8 protein-coding genes are annotated in these 20,395 nt (G+C 56.9%); all 8 read right to left on the minus strand.

Annotated features, from left to right (window positions below):
• Positions 1 to 103: 103 nt before the first annotated feature.
• Positions 104 to 1,939, minus strand: coding sequence for a bifunctional DNA primase/polymerase (locus IPP35_03980; GenBank protein ID MBL0058268.1), 1,836 nt, complete (start codon positions 1,937 to 1,939; stop codon positions 104 to 106).
• Positions 1,940 to 1,985: 46 nt separating this feature from the next.
• Positions 1,986 to 2,129: a hypothetical protein gene (locus IPP35_03985; GenBank protein ID MBL0058269.1), complete on the minus strand. Its 144-nt coding sequence runs from the start codon at positions 2,127 to 2,129 to the stop codon at positions 1,986 to 1,988.
• 148 nt (positions 2,130 to 2,277) lie between these two features.
• A complete protein-coding gene (locus IPP35_03990) occupies positions 2,278 to 2,832 on the minus strand; it encodes a hypothetical protein (GenBank protein ID MBL0058270.1) in 555 nt (184 codons plus the stop codon).
• Between the two features lie 1,082 nt (positions 2,833 to 3,914).
• Complete coding sequence (locus tag IPP35_03995; protein MBL0058271.1) at positions 3,915 to 4,361, minus strand: hypothetical protein; 447 nt, start codon at positions 4,359 to 4,361, stop codon at positions 3,915 to 3,917.
• Positions 4,358 to 13,051 carry an RHS repeat protein gene (locus IPP35_04000; GenBank protein MBL0058272.1) on the minus strand — a complete coding sequence of 2,898 codons (8,694 nt, stop codon included), beginning with the start codon at positions 13,049 to 13,051 and terminating at the stop codon, positions 4,358 to 4,360. The genes IPP35_03995 and IPP35_04000 overlap by 4 nt, the downstream gene beginning before the upstream one ends.
• Positions 13,052 to 14,453: 1,402 nt before the next feature.
• Positions 14,454 to 15,323, minus strand: a complete 870-nt coding sequence (locus IPP35_04005) for a hypothetical protein (GenBank protein MBL0058273.1) — start codon at positions 15,321 to 15,323, stop codon at positions 14,454 to 14,456.
• Complete coding sequence (locus IPP35_04010) at positions 15,251 to 19,912, minus strand: hypothetical protein (protein ID MBL0058274.1); 4,662 nt, start codon at positions 19,910 to 19,912, stop codon at positions 15,251 to 15,253. Before IPP35_04010 ends, IPP35_04005 begins: the two co-directional genes overlap by 73 nt.
• Positions 19,870 to 20,391 (minus strand): hypothetical protein, encoded by a 522-nt coding sequence (locus IPP35_04015; protein MBL0058275.1) that lies wholly within the window; start codon positions 20,389 to 20,391, stop codon positions 19,870 to 19,872. The genes IPP35_04010 and IPP35_04015 overlap by 43 nt, the downstream gene beginning before the upstream one ends.
• Between the last annotated feature and the right edge of the window lie 4 nt (positions 20,392 to 20,395).

Below are 20,395 nucleotides of genomic sequence, written 5' to 3' on the forward strand. Positions count from 1 at the left end.
ATCAACTCAAAACCCTATGGAACGGCGAATTTGAGCTGGTGGCGGGGGGTGGGTTTCGCGCCTAAAATGCCGCCATCGGTTCACCACCTCAGCAAGCGAAAACCTAGACCCCTTGATCTGATGAGGTGGTGGCCGGGAAGTAGCAGGTCACCAGATTTCCCCGATCCCCCATCTTTCGTTTCTCCGATCGGATTTTCTTTCCGTCCTCCAACAACTTCGCGTAAGCCCGGATGGTGTTCTCTGAAAGGCCGGTGGCTTCTTTGAGCCCCTTCGTGGTATGTCTTTCCAAGTCCCCCCCTTGCGCGGCGTCCTCCACCGCACGAAGAATCTTGCTCAGCCGTTCCGCCTGGCTAAATTCTCCAGCGTCCCCGGCGAACACGACCCGGACCCCAACCTTATCCTCCCCATCCGTCACGTCCTCCAACAGGTAGAGGAAGGGGTCCTGGGGCGCGTTTTTGGATTCATGCTCCACTTTGATATGTTTCCCGGCCTTGCCGGTCAGATAGAGAGAGTTTTCCGACCACCCGCTTAGGACAGAGGACCCCCGCATCCGCTGGTTTGCCCGGCTGGATTTTCCCTCCCCCCCGGACTTTCGGAAGTGGTGAACGATCAGCACACTGCATCGGCACGCCCGGCGGAACCCTTCCACCGCGTTCATGACTTCCGTCATCTGTTGCTGTGAGTTTTCTTCCTTGGTGTGGAGCTTGTTAAAAACGTCCATGATCACGATGTCCGGCCCAAAGGTCGCCAGTTCATGGTGGAGTGCGGCCTGCCACTCCGGGACGTCGATCTTAAATCCCACGCGAATAGAACAACGGCAAAGAACGTCGTCAATCTCCGCCACGCCCCGGCCCGCCATCAGGTGTTTGATCCTTTTTCGGACCATGGCCGCGCCGTCCTCCTCTTGGATGTAGAGAACCTTCCGCTTCTGCGCGACCTCAAAATGACCCATGAACGGTGTCCCGCTCGCCAAAGCCACAAGCAAATCCAGACCAAGCCAAGATTTGGATAGTTTGGGCTCCCCCGCGATGAATCCGATCATCCCCTTTTCCAACAGGTCCTTCACCAGCCAATCCGTTTCTGGCTCCGGGCCATTCAGTAGCTCGCCGATGGGTTTGGTAAATATTTTTGGGGCTGGCGTGACCGCCGGGGGATGGTTCACGGCCTCCCGGTGGGCAATGGAGTTCACCACACGGACCAATTCGTCATGCGCGAGCGGGGGATCATTCTTTTCGTTCCAAACGGAAAGCAGGGCAATCACTTCCGCTCGCGCGTGGCCTTTCGCCAGGAGCCGACCCGCCAACCGCGCGGCCGTGGCGTTCCGTCTCCCCTGTTCTACGCCGTTCAACAAGTCCACATATTCTGTCGCCCTGAGCGGCAGGAGGGCAGGATGGGGAGCGAGTCCGTTGCTCATAACAGGCATGGCGGTGGGCACAACCATATCCCTCAACCAATTCGGCATATCCGCCAGAGGCGTGTCTTCGGGAGAGAGAGGGAACGGCCACTCGTAGATCGTGCCGTTTTCATGGATGGACGGAGGGGCAACGACATAGGCACCGTCGCCTCGAATGTCCAGGCCGGGGAGTATCCCAGGCGGGCTACCCACCACACCCCCGGGGTGGCGGTAGTAGTAATGAAATCCTTTCCCCGTTTTGACGGAAACCGTAATTGGGAGCTCTTTTCCAACAATGGAGGCCCGCCCCACAGGGCCGTCCACGTCCAAGACCACCAACCCAGAAACCCCGCCGGTCACCACCGCCACGTTGGCGTCGGGCCACGTTTCCCACCAACAATGAATCTCCTCCGCCGTCGCCCGTCGCGTTTGGAACTCTTTCCATGAAGGGATCAACGGCCGTTTTCCTCCCGGCAGAACTGGGATTACACCCCACCCAAGAAGGTCATACCGCAACGCGGCCAGGAGGCCCTTGTTTTCCGTCATCTCATTTCCCAAGTAATCGGCGGCGGTTGCCCACCGCGAGAGGAGGTCAAGCCTCCTCGTCCTCTTTTTCGTTCACCGGGTCCAGTTCAGCCAACAACTCGCCGATCTCGTCCCGCTCATCCAACCCCAGGGATGAGCACGCCTTGCGAATGGCCTTCGCCAACTCCCTGGGTTTTACTTCGACTCTCATGGGAGCCTCCTTGAAGAATGTGCGCCGTTCAACTGGCGTCGTCACATTTCAGCAGAGGTAGCGGGGTCTGGGGAGGTATGAAAAATGGGAAGATAATTGCCGCCAACAAACTTCGAACCCTGGAGTTTTCAGGGCTCAGCGGAAAAACTTATGGGAGTAGTGGGAGAGCCTTTGGGCTCAGAATTCGCCAATCGTAGGAAATCGGTGGGATAAGACTTCGATACCGCTCTTTCTTTATGAATTCCTTCGCCTTCTTAATCGCATAGCGGACCCGTTGCCCGGCCGCAGAAGGGGTGCCTTCCCAGCGAGCCTTGCGAAATTTCTTAGCCTCGTATTTTCCAAAGAACTTCGCTACGACTTCGGCCATCGACATCCCTTTGATGTGGCGGGCCTCAAAATATCGGAACCCCTCGTTTAAAACGTTGAAAGTTTTACCCGGAAAGGAATCGAAACTAGTCCCAAAAATCTTTCTCAGTTTGCGTTCAATTCGGATCCGTGTCGCCTGAGGATGAAGGCTCAAAACAACGAGGTCCTCGGCCAAACGGTGCCTGACGATTTCCCTCCTGGGCGAGTCCCCTTTTTGTGGACCGGCTTTCAGAAAGTTCGCCACGTTCAAGAGCGCCTCCGTTGGAGTCATCATGCGATGCAACCAAAGGACATTTCGTCCCTCTTTGCGTTCCCGTTGATCAAACCGCCGCGCCACGGCCAGTGGATCATCTCCTCGAATTGTCCGGGACAAAATTGGGTCATAAGGACAGTGGTGGTAGACAAATCCTGCCCTCTCAGGATTGAATGATATTGACGTGGCCGCGAGATGGCCAACAAGAGCCTCTTTGCATCGGGAGGGCGAGCGGGAGAGGGACTTACAGAAAGACCCGCACTTTATAAAACAAGGTTTCAAAGAATCGCCATTTGGCAATGGCCTGGTTGAATTGGGGTCCGGAAGAACGTTCGCGTCCATCCCCCATTTCGCGGCAATTTTCGAGAGCCACTGCTGGGAAGGATTATTCGCGTCCTTTGGGTGGTCCTGACAATAGCGACGGTGGGGGAGGCTTTCCTGCCAATCTTTTCTATAAGCCGCGTTCAACCGGAGCCCATTCCACGCCGTCGAAACACGGACATACCCGAACCGGAAACAATCAAATCTCGTCATTCTCGCCAAAACAACCCCCTGGGCGCGTTATTGGAGAGGACGGCAGACCGAAAAAACAACATCGTTCCACCATTGTTTTTCCCGAATGGTTGCATTTCAAAAATCTTTTCCCGTCGATATCCCATCGACACAATTTGTTTACCGACAGTTTTTCCCGCCGTCCACTCTTACGACAGTTTCTTACGACAATTCCTTTAAAAACAGGGGGCCCGCTGGAACCAAATAACGGGGCAATGGGTTTAAAACCGCGCCAAAAGGCCGACGTCGAATTTTTATAGCGTGGGGGCATCCTAACTTCAAAGAAGGCGAAAAAGGGCAACGTCGGCCTTTGTTGTGCGTTTGGCGGGGTGTTAATCAATAACCACGGCCCCTACATTATCGGGGCCCGGAATTGTATAGCCCAGCCTGGGATGTTTTTGCGTGACTTGTAGGGGCTCGAACCCAGCAACACATCTTTTCTTCGCCCAGGCCCGCGAAAGCAAGGGGCGTTCCGTTTTTCTAAACTGGTCTTGCGTGGTCTCCCCCAGTTCCACGGCTTTCATGATTTCCTGAAGAAAATCCCCCGATCCCACGATCGCGTCAACTAAGTTATTAGATTATCAACGTTCCCAAAAGTTTCCCACAGTTTTGTATCAAAAAAAATCGCGCCATAAACGGACTTCCACCAAGCCGCGAATATCTGCCCAGCCTATGACTTGATCTTTTTTCTGATCAACGAATACGAATAAGGCCTCAACACTGATGGGGTTGGCGAATGCCCGGTCTTCCTCGATCAGGTAAGAATAGACCTTTACACTGCCGTCGATGGGGAGCCTCTCATCAATCAGGTCTTTCGGGTATATAGATTCGTAAAGGTTATCGTTATGGATTGTGGCGCGTGTCTCAGGCTCACTCTGGCCGGGCCAAAGTTGAACAATTTGTTCTTTCAAAAACTTTTCACCTCTCATCACGTGATCAAGCTCTGCCTTACTCATTCCAATTCTCAGTTTGGACGTTACCTTTGCAACGTCCATGCGTTGGCAACCAACGGTTACCAACGCAGCCAGACAAGCCAGAACTCCCGTGGAGAAGAGTCTCATGGTTTTCGCCCTAAGCGCAACTGGCGGCGGAGCATATCAACGGTCTTGTCTTCGTAGATATCGCCGTGGTTATTGATCCCTATCCCGTAGGGGTTGCGCCAGGCATCGGTGGCATCGATGGCCTTGAAATCCGGATGGCGAACTACGCCAGAGGGACCCGTGTAGCCAAGCGCATAATCAAATTGGGTGGCGAAGTACGAAAGGCCGAAGACCACTTCCTGCCGTCTAGAATAGACGACCGTGAGGTGCTCTATATTCCGGATCGCTTTCTCGTACTTGCCGCCAGGGGTGATGTCGTGGTCATTGATTGCGGGAACAAAGAGAACCACGCTGTTGAATTTCATCCCTTTTGCGGCTTGATCCAAGATCACTCGAGCCCCCAAGCTATGTGTCGTCGCGTTAATTTGGATGTCATGGTTATATGTCCTCGCAAGGCCCATCAACTGCCAAAGGCCGTCCGAAGACATATCGGCGGATGCCTTGGCGCGTGCAAAAAAAGCGACGCTGGACAGTGGATTGTTACCAAGGTCACCAGACCAAGAAACTCCCACATTCATTCGGCGGTGCCCAATTGCTTTTAATCCCTTGACGAATTGAGATCTCATGTCCAACGATTTTTTGCTTCCTACATTGTAGCCGTGAATGTAGAGGTCTAAAGCGTTCGATTTCTTTAGGGCGCTTTCAAACTCCGCGGGTTCTCCATTGAACATTAAGACGACCTGGGAGGCGCTTTCACCTTTCTCCATTCTAATTGAGGGAGCAGAGGGCGTAATTCCGAAGCCTGGGATTACGCGAAAGCTATGGCGCATTTCAAAGATAGCCGACGGGGGATTTTCCGGCCTGTCAGGCACTCTTGCAGAATAGAATTCCATCCCGTCACGCGCAGAAAGCGCTTTTTTACTCAGAGGATCGACGATTCGGTCGAATCCTGGAATTGGTTCCTCATTCACCCGCCCGCCAAAGGTCATGATTACCGCATCGTATACGGCGGAAGCGCTCTCACCCATAAAATCCCCCACGACCCGCGCATCGTTAGGATAGTCCACCACATAGGCTTTGGCGTTTAGCGCTGCGCTTTGCGTGATATTGGTTGCCCAGGAAACCGCGCCATTTGCCGCATCAATGATATCGTTTTTCAAGGCGATCTCAGCTTTCACGGTGCGCGCCGCCGCGTGCCGCGCGGTGGCCATGGCTCGGTCCGCCGTCTGCCCGGCCAGGGCTTTCGTTTCATTCCAAATGGTCCCTACCCTGGACGTCACGGCAGTGAAGGATCCTTTTACCCTCGCGCCCGTTCGCATCCAGATTCCTCGTTGCGAATCAACGTCGTGATCCTCATCTGCCACTGGGGAAATGTTGATCTGTGTCGTTTGAACCGGCACGGGTGGAACAACGACAGGGCCCTCTCCGGACTGAACGTTGCCGTCGCCCATCAATGTGGCCATGGCAATCACCATACCACCAACGACCACGGACCCTTTGGACGGCCCAGTGGGGTTCTCTTTTCCACTGCTAGAATCCTTGGGAGCACGTGAATCTCTGGCGCCGAAATCGAGAATGGGCGGGGTGTCAGGGACATCTACGGCCCTACGGTCATCCGGGAGGACCTCCCCGACACGGAAGGTAATCTCCGAAGGTCCGGCGCGAGTGGGATCGAAAGCTTTGTCGATGCGGCCTACGAATTCTTGGAATTGGCCTGTTTTGGAGAAGAGCATGCCAGTTTGAATGTCTTCGGCCCAGAATTCGACCATCGTGTTGCCATTGCCGTCTTTCACGAAAGAGTTGACCCTCTCGGCGGAATTCATGATCTCCTGGGCCACTCTTCGGCCTTCGGCGTTGAGGACAGCGGGGGACATGCTGGCGTCGTTGGGTTTCGCCAGGTTGTTGGCCAGTTTATAGCGGGCTATGCCTTCGCCGGCGGCAATCAATCCGTTTTGTCCGACAGGGGATTCAAGGCTCACTTTGACGATGGAGTCGCCGCCGTGTTGGCCTTTGCTGAAAACTTGGGTGTTGGCGCCTTGGTAATACCTGGAGATAAAGGCGGGAGGAGTTCCCGGGGCTTCGGGAGAAATCTTGCCGGTGGGAGTCACTCCGTTCGGGGCGAAAGTTCGGCCAAGGGGTGGTCCGTCCGTCGGGGCGGCGGGTGGGACGGTGTCTTTTTTTCCGAAGAATGACTCTTTGAAGTTTCGGAGCGCCTGTTTGAAAGAAACCCCCTCCGTTAAAATAGCCCCTCGTTGATTGCTGAGAACGCCCTCCCTTTTGCCCTGAGTTTTGAAAAGGAATCCCGATTTTTGAGGGTCATCGTCTCCCACTAACCATTGTCGAATGGAATTCTTGAGGTCTCGTTTTATCGTTGATTTGATTTCAGCCGCAATGTAGCCTTGGACTTCAACGGACAGCGAGGGGGCAACGTCCCGGATTTTCTCAAAGAAGGATGTCCGGCTCAACACGGGCTTGCCGTTGATGGCGGCATGGGAAGACAACAAACGGACAGCATCACGGTAGTCGTTGAATTGGACCCCACCGGCAGACACTTCTTTGCCGCCCATGGCAACTTGGCGAAGTGTCATGATAGGTCGGCCCTCGGCATGGGTGGCTACATCAAAGAGCGTAATTTCCGGTTTGGCGCCGACTTTATTCGACAAACGAATGGCGACAACATAGTCGGACTGCAGAGCCTTGCCCAACCGGGAGAAGGCGGAGAGAGGTGTTTTTTCAGCGGCAACGACAAAAAGCGTCGCTGGGCTGTCAGCGGTGGCGGGGAGCAATTCGTAATTGCCCGTTTTTCGTAGTGTCGCCTTGTCCCAAAGAATGCCGGCTCTTGCCAAAAGCCCCGTCGGCTCGTAAACCGGGCGGTCTGGAATTGCCCGTGCGGTCATCTCGACCGCAGACTTTTTGGAAGGGGAACGCTTCGTTACAGCCGAATCAAGTGCAAGGCGATTCTCCCGAAGCGCGACACGCTTCTTTTCGACATCTACACTTGCGCGCCTAAAGTCCTCGCTTCGCGCTTTAAATCCTCCAGCTTTTTCGAGTAGTCCGGATCGGATTGACTCAAAGCGAGAAATTTGTTTTTTAATTCCAACAATCTCGATACCTCGGAGTCTAACCTCTTCCCCTCGGAGTCTAACCTCTTCCCTAAGTGACTGTTTTCCGCCAACAACTCGTCCGATTTCTTCAATAAACGCTGGAAGTCCGGCCCCATTTCCTTGAGCCGTCGTTCCGTCTCCGCGAAGGAGTCCCTCGCCTGGGCGAAGCCCTTTTGCTGGGCCTGCAATTTCTTGATTTCCTCGTCGTCCCGTCCCACTCCCTCCCGCAATTCCTTCTGGAATTCCTGCATTTCTTCCGGGGTTAGCGGACGGGACTCGACCGAAGAACCGGCCGATTCTTTCTCCGAGGGAGGTAAACCACCCTCCTTTTTGCCGAACAGTCGTTTGAAGAACCCCACCAGACTCACCTCCTCGAGTTTGCTCAATTAGAACAAGATCCTGCTTTAACTTTGCCAATTCTAATTCTTTCACAGCAAGGACGTTTTCTTTCTGCGCCTTCACGTTGCCCACAGCTTCGGCCGCCTTTTCATAACGGGCGGAAATCGCCTTTTTCGTCCCAACAAGAAGATCCAACTCGATCCTGTCGTTTAGCAAGATTTTTTCACGCGCAGCAAATTCAGCTTTTACATTTGACGCCTCGGTCTTGTTCAACCATTTTCCATATTTAGCCACATCGGCAGGCTTCATTGCCGCCAATAGCTCGGGATCGACATTGGGCTTAAACTCGACACGGTTCTTGATCCAGGTTTTTTCGTATTTGCCCGCCGCTTTTTTGAAGAGAGCCAAGGCTTCAGCACTGTGGATGTTAACGGAATAAGTCTTTCCGGCCTCAAACTTGCCTTTAACGAAATCTTGGGCCAGCTCCATGTCCCGGCCTCGATACCGGCTCACCATTCCCATACTCACGCCGCCCACAAAGCTTCCCGCGCTCCTTCCCAGGGATTCCGCTGTCATACTGTTCAGGCCCACCGCTTTGGCACCTTTTTCAACCGCCCAGGCAGTTGTGTGGTCTGCACCCATTCCCATCAGCATGCCTTCAGTCAAAGACAAAGTTGCGGCCCCTTGTTGGGTTGCGGTTATCCTGGCTTTCTCCGCAAAGGTAAGCCCTCGTTTGGCGTCTACAGCAACTTTTTCAACTTTTGCCGCGTAGTTGGCTGCGCCCCGCTCCGCCCGATAGGTGAGTGTTTTCGGCAACTTGCCCGCTGTCATGACCGCCGCGGCCTCAGCCAGCGGCGTCCATTTCACAAAACCCAGTCCGCCCTTTGCGCCTTGGACAAAAACGGACCCTGCCTTGCTCCATCCGATCCAACCGCGCTCCTTGGTTGTGACGGTGCGCCCCAACATATCAACGCCCTTAAATATTTCTTGCCCGGACACCGCGGCCTTGAACTGTTCTATTCCAACGCTCAGAAGACCGCCGAATCCGCCCAGGTTCCTCGCTGTTTTGAGGAATACCTGCCTGTTCCCGAGGGCGCTTAACGCCTCCAGAGATTTAGATAGCCCTTTCGCCATAATCCCGGTTTTTGACGCGATGTTCGCCGCCGCCGTCGCCACCTTGGCGGACCGCAACATGACCGAGCCAACGCCCCAGGTCAGCGCCAACTCCGCCGTCAAGCCCATGACTTCTCCCACCATTTGTTCGGTCTTAAGGCGACCATCCAGAAAATCAATATGACCAGACACCCATTCCTTGCCGAATTTACCACCCAACAGAGTGTCTTTGACTACTTGAGCCGCTTTTGGTAAATCGCCCATCCCAAGCCCAGCCATTCTTGCCCAGAAACCATCGAGATGTTTTGACACTCCTCCAATAAGGAGAGCGGTCGACACTTTAACATCGCTGATTCGTTCGCCAAGGTCAAAGGCCTTCTGCATTCCACCGACTTGATCGAACAGATCACTGGCCCGCGCCATGAGGGATTCGACCTTGCCCCACGCTTCTGTGGTGGCGAGGTTGCCAGCCGCAAGGAGTTCAGACGCTGCCTTTTTTATCCCCAGCGCACCATAAGGGCCCGATTGCAGGGACGAAATTCCATTCCGGATTATCTGTTTTTCAGAATCGGTGAAGCGCAGTCCTTCCAACCGTTGTTCGAAATCCACCGACCCATTGATGATCCGAACGCGGAGAAGGTCCATCTGTCCATGGATCTGATTCACCCGGATAGCCCCTACAAGGGCGTTGAATCGGTTTTGCAATTTCTCCGTCCAGGCGCCCTGGGTGAAGAGAGTCTTCAATTCGCCGAACGCCGCTTCCGCCGCTTTGAAGCTTACTTCGGCCGCTTTCACGGCCTTGCCCTCTCTTTCCAACGCGGCTTTCTCTTTGCCGATCCGCCCGTTAAAGGACGTCATGAGGTCTTTCAGCACATAAAGAGTCGCCAGCTGCCCGGCACGGTCCATTTCTGTTCCCGCTGGTCCAAGGAGCAATTCCAGCGCTTTCAGTGGCGCCTTGGCCACTGTCCCAACGTCCAAGTTCGCAATCCGACCGCTGATCAGGCTTTTCAGATCCTCAACCCCAGGGATGGAGTTCAACATCTCACTGACATTCCCGTCTTTTATGGCGTTCACAAGACCGGTTTTATTCATCTCAGTCAGCCGTTGATCAATCTCTGACATGGCCATGTCGTGGAACGCCTGCTTGTCGATTAACGCGGTCCCGGTATCCGCTTGCTTCTTTAAGGTGAGCTCAAGGCCCTGTTTTTGGGAATCGAACTCTGTCGCCAAGATGTCGAACTGTTTCTGGCTGGCGTCAAGCGAGACCACCGACTGAAATGCCTCGGGGGTTCCAACCCGGGAAGGCCCCAACAGTCGAGTTCCTGACAACGCACCCACTCCTGGAATGTAATCTAAATCAATCGGGCTAAGGAAATCCGCCAGCCCTGTCGAATAAAGTGAAGATTCAAAACCACCAATGTCCGTTCCGAATGACCTCATTCCAGGAAACGCAGATTCGGTGTCGTAGTCCACAAAGATATCGGATAAATCGTCGTCAGCGGAAATGCCGATGGCGTCCACCTGCGAGATCCGGCCCGCACGGCTATCCGCCAACGTGACGGGATCTCGCAGGTTCATTCCTAACCCAGCCAATGCTCTGATGGGAGAAGCCAAACCTTCTAACAACCCCTTCATGAATGTCTTTACCGTCATTTTCGGGGTCGGCAACGCTTTGCGGTATTCCTCGACGCTCAAGCCCAGTGCCCAAGCGGCGCGGGCTTCCTGCACCGCGCGGTATTTGTTCTCTCCCAGAGCGACGGCTCCTCCCGCGAGTTCAGCCACAGCCTGGGTTACAAGCCCGCGGTTTAGGCGGTCTTGGTCCATACCGCCACTGCCGTCGTTGCTCTTGGAATACATTTGAACACCGTATGTCTTAAGGGCCGAAGCGGCCGCGCCTTGGCCTCCGTTACCCGCCCCCGTCAAAACGCTACCAAGGGTCAACCAGGTAGTCCCCTGTTTCTGATCCCCATAAGTCAGGCCAAGGGTGCTGACCAGGGAACCCGCGATCGTCAGCGCGCCTTGGGTGGCCGTCATCGTCCCACCGGAATCCGCCAGGCCGACTCCTCCGCTCATTAATCCTGTAATCGTGGACAAGGCTCCCACTGTCCAGAGGGTTTTCCCATCAGCCCCTCCAGCACTCGCCGCCGCCATCTGTCCACCCACCTGCATTCCCATCAACAGGAATCGTCCTCCCCCTGTCAACGTCGTCACTCCGTTCACCGTCGTCGACAAGGTTCCCGTCCCCGCCATCCATGCTCCAGCCCCTGCCACGACAGCACCGGCCGTCGCGCTATAAAAACTCATGGCGTTCTGCCGCGCTTCGCCCCGGTCTTTGTTCTGCCCAAACATTCCCAAATCATGCGTGCTAATTCCCCGCCGCAGGGTTTGATAGGTCCCTACCGCCACGGCGATGCACGCCGCCGCTAAGGCTTGGGTGCCGGGGATGATGGCTAGGACTACCGCTCCGACCACAGCCAAAACCGCTACAGAAACATCCACAGCTTGCATCACCTTATCACCGTAATTGAGCCCTTGTTGATAGCTCCGTTCCTCCAGAGTGGTGGTTTTGGCCTTCGTTGCTTCTTCGTCTAAAGTCCCATTCGCCGTATACTGGTTCTGGCTTACGGTGTGGCTGTAAGAGTGAATCGCCTGACCACCCAGCGAGCCCGATGCCACAAAAGCGGCCATGACCGGCATTACCACCAGGACCACATTTAACAACGGAATGGAATTGAAGGCTTTCGCCAACGATTTGGCTAAACCATGGCCTCCCTTTTCCACCGTGGCTTTGCTCTGGGTTTTGCGTTCCACGTCCAGGGCTCGGCCCTGGTCGTCGAAGCTCTTAACCCGGGTATCCGTCTGGGTCCAGACCTTGTTTCGGTCGTTCCTCTGGCTCGTGGTGATGGTGTGAACCTGCCGGCCAAAGCCGTCGTATTCCAACACCTGCACATCGGTTTCAGTCGTCACCGATTCCGTCGCCGATTTCTTGGAGTTTTTGCGCTTTAGGCCCTTCTGGGTCTGCTTCACATACTCGTAGTGCTCCACCTGGGTCACGGACTGGTGGTAGCCGGTGACCCGGCCTACGCTGTCGTATCGGATGGCGGATTGGTGGTACGTCAGGTGGATGCCCATGGCCTGCACTTCGCCGTTCGCGTGAACGCCGGTGCCGTCCGCGGTCACTTTCATGGAGGACAGTAATCCGGACCCGGCATCGTAGCCGTAGGTCGTCGTCATCTGCGCTTGGCCGCTCGTCCAATCTTCAGACAGGCCCTGCACGCCGCCGCCGTCATAGGTTTGCTCATATTTCTGCCCACCGGCCAGCGCCGCCAGGGCGGCTCCCCAATAGCGGGTGGAATCCGTCCGCGTCATCCGGCCGTTCAGGTCGTAAGTCGTCCCCACGTTCCGGTCCGTATAGAGCAATGTCCGCGCTGCGGTTGCGTTTTCGTCCTCCACTTCCCGGAAGGTCTCCTTGCCGTCCGCCCACACCACGTTCCCGGCGTTGTCGTATTTCGCCCCCGTTGTCTTCTCCACGCTCTTTTCAACCGACGTGTTGTCCCAGCTCTTGGTTTCAAAGTCTTCCGCCTGGCCCTGGTCGTTGAACTTCGTCGCGGTCCATTGGGTGTAGGAATTCTTCAACGGCGCGCTCGTGTCCTGGTAGGTCCGCGTGGTCTGGCCGACCGCGCGACCCTGGGCGTCGTATGTATATGAGACTTCCTGCGAATAGGCGCGGTTAATGGCGCCGGTCTCCGTCACGCGGTTTGTTTGCGTGGCCACACGGCCGTCCGCGCCGTAGGCGATGAGGGATGTGGTTTCCCTATTCACCTGCCCTTCGGTCGTTGTTCGGGTTTGGAGTATGGGGCGATTCAAGCCGTCAAATTGGAGGTTCGTTGTCGTCGCCGGGTTGGCTTCGTTCTTAATGAGCGTGCCCTCTTTGTCCCAAGCCAAGTTAACGACGATCCCGGGCGTGGACTCCGATCGGCCATTGATGTCGTAGGTCGCCCCTTTGATCCCGGTGATATCCGCACGTGTCAACCCATAGGACCCAAGCCTTTCCACCAGATTTTCCCCGTTCGCCGCCAAATAGTTCTTGAACAATTCCGGTCGAAACACCGGCGACCACCCCTTGTTCCATCCGCCATTCCGCACCAGCCCCATCCACTGGCTCCCATGCTTGGCCAGGATTCCGGCGCGTAGGCCACCACCAGTTTTCCCAAAACCGGCCCAGCTTGATCGATGAACCGCCCCAGCCTCGTGGGGTCTTCGATCAAGGACTCCAACGTCGGAAGCGCCTGCGTCACCTGGCTCAACATTTTATTCACCGCCAGCGCCGCCTCAAGCGCGCCCAACGGCAGGAGCTCCAAGGCGCCCTTTGTCAGCGAATGACCCAAGAACCTTTTCTTTGACCCCCCACCGGTCAGCGCCGCGAGCGCGGCCAGGCCCGAAGGGTCCTGCATCAGCTGGTCCAGGCTCGGCAGGGCCTCCGCCATGAGCGCCAGGCACTTCTCCAACCGTGGCGACGTGGGAACCGAAACCACGGCGGGAGCGGTTTTCCGCCCCTTCAATTTTTCCACGCTGGGCGCGGTGACAGCCTTTACGCTTGGCTCCATGCCCAGCGCTTTTTGTACCGCTTCATAGGCCTGGGTAAACCCCGCGACCACGTTCTTCTGGATTTCCGCCACCAATGCGCTCACCAGCGCGTATTGGCTGTCGATCACCGCCCCTTCCTTCGAATTCAGACGGCCGGTGCTGAACAAGCGTCGCAGTTCGGCGATCGCTTCCGCGCTCGGGGGCTCCCCGTTTTGCGTCCCCAGGTTCACGGTAACGTTGTTTATGGCTTGACCTAAATCGTTGACGAGATTGCCGAACGTCAGTTCATAGGCGACGGGACCCTGTGGGGGAGTGATCTTCACCATCGATTCCAACAATCGGCCCGACTCGTCATATATCAGGCTCCCCGCCACGGGGGTATAGGTCGTCGTGCCCGCGGCATCCGTAATGCTCTTGGTGTAATCCACCAAGTTCCCCTGGGCGTCGTAGACCATGCCGGTTTGACGAATGACCTGGTGAACATCGAGCGCCACCCCGCCCGCCAGCGACGTTTCGTAAGAATCGGTGACCTGACGGAGCACTCGTCCGTCCGCGTTGTAGACAATGTCGTGCACGTCATGGGTGGTAAGTTTTAGCCCGTCTTGAACCGTTTGGACGTATCTTTTGGATCGACCCCAGGAATCGACCTCATCCACCCGCATTGTTTCGACGGTGATCCGATCGAGTTTGTCCCCCGTTTCGCGCACGAGGTCCCGGGATTCGACCACGCGCCCGTTTTCATAGCGAATATCGTCCAGGGAAAGTCGTTGGCCAGCGGTGTCCACGGTCACCGTTTCAGATTCGTAAGACCGGAGGCGGCCGAACCGGTCATAGGTATGCTCGCTCTCCCTCTTTCGGGAGGTTTTAAACTCTTTGTGATCCGCGTCCCATTCCGTCAGCTCGGTTTGTTCCCATGTCGTTCGGCCCAGGGCATCGTAGCGGACATCGCCAGTCGTGCGCTCCTCTGTTTTTACGCCTTGAGCGTCAACCGACCACCGTTCAAAACGTTGCGCTCGGCCCAGATCGTCAAAAGAATAGGGATCGGCCTTATAATAGTTTTGGTGTGTGTCTCACCCAGCGCATTGGCGGTCGCCGTCAGGGTTTCCAGGAGTCGCCCGTTCGCATCGTAGACCCGGTCTTGAAGATCGCGGGTCACAGTCTTCTCGCCATCTTCCCAACGGGTCGTCGTCTGACGCAACGCGCGGCCCTTCCCGTCCGCCCTGTCTCTCGCGGTTTCTTCGCGGTAGGATCTGTAAACACCGGTCTTGGAGACCAGGTCCCAACCCACCTCGAGCGCGTGGGTGCCCGTATTGGCCACCGCCGTTCCGCTGAAGGCATTCTTTGTCTTTTCGAAGACCAGGTGGTACCCCGGCAGGCCCACTCCCTTCTGGGTCAATCGGAACCCGTCGGTGGTTTCACCGGCGGCATTGTGGGCTAGGTTCCATTCCGCCAGGCGGGATCGTTCCCCCGAAGATTTCGCAAAGTCCTCCCCATATTTCGTCCACGCATCAACCGTTGTGGTGAGGGTGTCCGTGAGTGAAAAAGTCAGGAGCCCCCAGGGGTCGGCGCGGGCGGGGCCGACATCGCGGGAGATATCCACCTTTCCGCCCGCGAAGCGGGCCCGCGTGGCGTTAATGGCCCGGCCCTGGGCATCGTAGCCGTCGTTGGTGGCAACCAACCGGTATTTGCCGCTGGCATCCTCCACCTGCGTTTCACTTCGGCGAGACCGCCCTTCCGCATCGAAATCGGCAACCTCCAACACTTCCCTCACAGGGTCTTTCCCGTCTTGAACCGTCGTACGATCAAAACCCACCAGGTTTCCGCGTGAATCGTAAACCATTTTCTCGCTTGTTTGGACCGTGCGGGAGGTCGTGGTTTCCCCTCCTTTGCGGGAGAGGGTGATGGTTTCATTGACGTGCGATAGAGTCCGCCCGGCGACGTCCTGGGTCTGCTCGATGGACCGGGAAATGGTGAGTTTCCCATCGCCGTTAAAGGAAAGTCCGGGAAGCACGGGAGTGCCCTCGGGAAACTTGGCCCCGGTTTTTTCCCGCCATTTTCAAGACCGTTCGAACCGCCTCCCCCATCTTTCAGCGTTACCGGGCGGCCGTGCAACCGCAAGGACCCACCCCAAGAAAGGTTCACCGCCTCGTCCGGGCGATTCAACCCGAAACCGGCGAGGGATTCCGATTTCTTGAGCGTCTGCTTGACCATCGCAACCTTTCCGAGTTCCTTCAACCCATAATCCCTTTCGCCTAAACGGACGGTCCCTCCGTTCAAGAGTCCTTCCAATTGTTTCGCATCCAACCGATAGTCACTCCGGCCTATTTGGAGGGCTTGCTCCGCCAACTTCGTGGTGAAGTCGGCCACCATCCCCGCTAGAGTCGATAACGCCTCTTTCTTTTTGTCGGCCGTGGACGTCGGCAGGGACGATTCCATCTCCTTAAATCTGGCTTCGGCGCCGTCAAACGCCTCCCGGGCCGTTTTAAAGAAATTTTCCGCAAGGGCGCATGTTCCTTCTTTCTCCTTCACTGTTTCTATTAGTCCCTTTTCCCCCTTTTGAGTCAGGGGGTCATAGTCTCCGTCCAATAGTCTATTGGCATCATCGAAGTTCGCATTGGCTTTAGTTAACTTATCTTCCAGGTCAATCCGCTGATTCAGTAAACCAATAAACCTTTCCCCCTCCGCCGTAAGCCTCCCCTGCCCGGCGATGGCGCCAACCACGTCTTGGCCGGAATCGTTGTTTAAGATGCCAATCGAAAAGTAATTAATGATTCTTCCTCCACGTTCTTTCTTGAAAATAATCGTCCCCGCGCCATCAAACCATACCGTTCGATATTCAGTTAACCCACTTTGTTTCTGGCTGTCATCATTTACAAGGATTTTTCCCACATACCCTTGGATTTCCTTAGTGAGTTCTTCTATTTCTTTGGGAAGGGTTTCAATGTCTTTGTTTGCTGAATCGAGATTGTTCTTCGCATCCTCTTGTTCCTTATTTGCTTTCTCAAACTCACCCTGCGCGGTCTCCAGGTTGGTGGTCGCGGCGGCAAGGTTCATACCTGCAAGATCCTTCTCCGCCTGGATCAGAGCCATCTCTCGCGCCGCTTCCGTGTCGATCGAGGCCAGAAGATCGGCCTTCATTTCGTCCAGGGGTCGGTCGAAGAGAGTCGCTTCCTCAAATCGGTTAAGGGCGACCCCTCGCACTTCATATCTGCCGATGCGGTTCTCCATGATCCCGTTCGCGTCAAAGTCGGCTCCATCTAAAATTGTGAAATCGACTTGTCCCAACACTTCGACCTTTTCAGCCAACACATTATCCATGAGTTGGGTGCGTTGGTCTGCCGTCAATTGTGCCCAGCCGGCGGAAACCGTTGGGGCCGTCAAGTCCGCTCCATCCCCCGCACGCTGGGAAGGCGCTCCGTTGTCACCCTCATTTAGGATGGAGATGTCCTCCCCATTAAACGTCACTTCGCGGTAAGTCGAGCGGCCGAAATCGTCGTAGGCGAAGTTGTCTCGATACAGGTTCGTCACTTTGCCGCCGTCCGCCGTCCTCGCCGCGTAACTCGCCAACCGGGTCGAAGTTCCCTCGAAACTCACCGTCACCAAGGATTCCACTTCCTTCTCCGGCGCCGCCGCGGAGCGGGATATTTCCACCCAGGACACCGCCCGGCCTTGGGCGTCGAAGGCTTTGTCCTTTGATTTCGTCACGCTCAACCCCTGGTCAAACACCCCCACCGCCACGGCCGCTGACTGCAGGTTTAGCGGGATGTCCCCCATCTGGGCGCCCCCCGCTTTCTCCTCAATCGCTCGCACTAAATTCGCCAGCGTCCGCGCGTCCAGTTGCGGCACGATTTGTGCGTCGGATCCCACCAGGCTTTCAAGCCAGCCGGTCATGTTCTCCACAAATCCTTTGGCCGGGTCCGCCACGTTCTCCTTTATCCACGTCCCCACCGCCGCCCCCAACCCCGCCGTGTTCGTCACCAGCTGGACCAACCCCTCCCACAGGTTCCGCCCCGCCCCCGCTATATTGCCACCGCTCAAAATGTCAGAGATTCTTCTCAGCGTGTCCTTCACCCGGTTCGTCTCCCCCGCGGTCGTCTCCCCCTCCACAAACCGACCCGCTTTGTCATACCTCATGTTCCGCACCGCCACCTTCTTCCCCTTCTCTCCCGTGGCGCTCTCCAGGCTCGTTTCGTCATACCCCGCCATCAGGCCCTTTTGGTGGCCCTCTCCGTCCCCGTCGTAATAGCTGATCCCCTCCCGGCGCCGACTGACCTTGCTGGTTTTGGTTTCCCCATCCTTCACGTAAGTCGTCGTGTCGTCCGCCTGGAATCCCGACAGGCGGCCCCGTTCGTCATACTCCCCGTTCTTCCAATTCGATGTCGTGGTTTCCGTGGCCCCCGTGGCGTACGTTTTCGTCGTCGTCTGCCGGTACTCCGTCTCTTGCCCGTTTTCGTTCTGCGCCAGCGCGTCGTGCGTCGTTTTGAAATCGTTCACGAACTTTCCGCCCTCAAACACCTGCCCCTCTTCCTCAAAACCCAGGGAGCGGCCTCGGCTGTCCGTCCCCTTCGTCATCCACCGCGACGTCGTCTTCTTCTCCGCCGTCGCCTTCGTCCGGTCAAAAGATTCCAGCTCACCCGTCAGCCCGTAGGTCAATTTCGTGTCCGTCGTTTCGAATTCCCCTTCCGACGCGTTCCACCCTTTGGTCGTTCGCCCCACCGCCTGGCCCAGCGAATTGTAACCCGCCGTCTCCGTCCGCTCCTTAAACGTACCCTGATCGTTGTAACCCTCCCGCGTCGTTTCTTTCTCCCGCCCCTGGGCGTCATACCCCACCTTCACCTCCGCGTTCGTATACGACCCGTTGTTATACCCTTCCTCGTGGCGCTTAAACGCCCGGCCCATTTCGTCGTAGCCCACCTTCGTTATGTTTAAATCGCTGATCCCCGCCGTCCCCTCCGACCGGCTCCGGTACGCCGTCGCTCGGCCGGCCGCGTCAAAGTCGCTGTTCTCCGTCACCAACGAATAGCTCCCTCCGTTCCGTACCCCCTCAGACGCTGTCCGGGCCGTTCGACCCGCGCCGTCGTAGCTCGTTGTTCGGTCCCCCTCCTCTTCGCTGTAGAGGCCAGGACCCATGGTCGTTATTTGCTCGTGGTGCCCCGCGGCGCGGCCCAATTCGTCATACCTCATCCCGCTCTTCTTCGTCACCTCCGTTACCATCGTCAGCCCAGGGCGCGTCATCGTCTCTTCACTCCCCACCAACTGACCCGCCGCGTTGTAATTCATTCCGCTCGTTTCCACGTGCGTCCGCACCCCCTGGGCGTCCGTCACGTCCTCCGTTGTACCCGCCAGTTCCCCGTTCCCCTGATACCGGTTTTGCCGCTCCGTCACCGTTTTGGCCCCCGGCGTCGCCGCGTCCACCGTCGTTTCACGGTAAGCGATCCCGCGGCCGCTCACGTCCACCACCACGTTCGCCCGCTCCGTCTTCGTTTCACCGGCCTTCACCAGCGTTCCGACCGCATCATACCCCTCCGACCGCCGCGTTTCCGTGCGTTCGCCGTTCTGACGGCTCGTCACATCCACTGTCTCTTTCGTATGAACCGCGAGCCCGCCCAGGGTCCCCATCGTTTCCCCTGTCGTCCGTATTTTCGTGGCTCGGCCCGATTCTTCCGCCACCGCCTCCGTTCCTTCCACCACCGTCAAATCCACATCACCCGCCCCGGTTCGCCCCATGATCCGCGTCGTCGCTGTTCCCCCCGTCGCTTGGTTTTGCATGTCATAGGTCCGGCCCGCCAGCGTCGTCACGCTCTTCATTTCTGGCCGGTCAGACCTCGCCACCGTTTCCACCGAATCCGTCACCCGCCCGCGCTCGTCATACCGTGCTCCCGCCAAATCCGTTCTCACCACGAGCCCTGTTCCGTCCCGCGTCTCTTCGCTGGATTCCACCGCCAAACCCCGTCCGTCCAGCTGGCCGCTCCACCGGCGTTCCCGCCACGCCCCACCTCCTGTAGTGGTCTCTTTATACGCGCTCGCCCGGTCCCAACTGTCAAACCCCTCCGCTTTCCACTCTACCTTCTGCACGGTCCCCAACGCGTCCGTATACATGTCCGTCGTCTCCGCCACCCGCCCTCGGTGGTCATAACCCGTTTCGTGTCGTTGGGTCGACTTCTCCCCCAATACGTTCGTCGTCGTTAGTTCATAGCCCTTCAAATCGCCCTTGCCGTCATACCCCAGCGCCGTCCACTCCTGCCGACCCGTCGCCCGGGGCGACCCGCCCCCCTCCGCCGCTAATTCCTCTTCGTAATGCGTCATCCGCCCGGACCCGTCATAGCTTACGTTCCCGCGCCGCGTCGTCCGCGTTCGGCCGTCTTCCGTCGTCTCGCTTTCCACCGTCACCAAAGCTCGGTCTTTCCCGTCAAATCCTCCGCTCTCCATGTCGTGTTCACCGTTCGCCCAAAGGCGTCCCTCGTGGCCCCTTTATATCCCACCAGCCGGCCCAGCTCGTCATACCTCATCTCTTCTTCACTCTTCAGCGTCCCGTTCCCCAGAGCGTCTACCCCTTCTTCCGAATATCCCTTCAGCCGCCCCCCCTCGTCATACACCCCCACCCAATGTTTCGTCGTTTTACGGCCCTGGTCGTCCGTCGTCGTTTCACGCGTCCCCGTGACGCGGCCTTTTTCATACCCCTCCGCCTTCCAATCCCGCCCCGTCACCAGGCCACGCGCGTCCGTCACGTCCTCGTGGTAGCTCAATAGCTCGTTTTTCGCGTTATAATCGCCCCCGCTCCACCGCCGATAGCTCGACGGCCCGTCTTTCTCCCCGTTCAGCTCCTCATACGACGTCAACCGCCCGTGCTCGTCGTACTTCCCGTTTCGGAACACCCGGAGCGTCTCTTGTCCCGTGGAACTTTTCACCGTC

Source organism: Elusimicrobiota bacterium (genome assembly GCA_016721625.1).
Taxonomy (GTDB): Bacteria; Elusimicrobiota; Elusimicrobia; order FEN-1173; family FEN-1173; genus JADKHR01.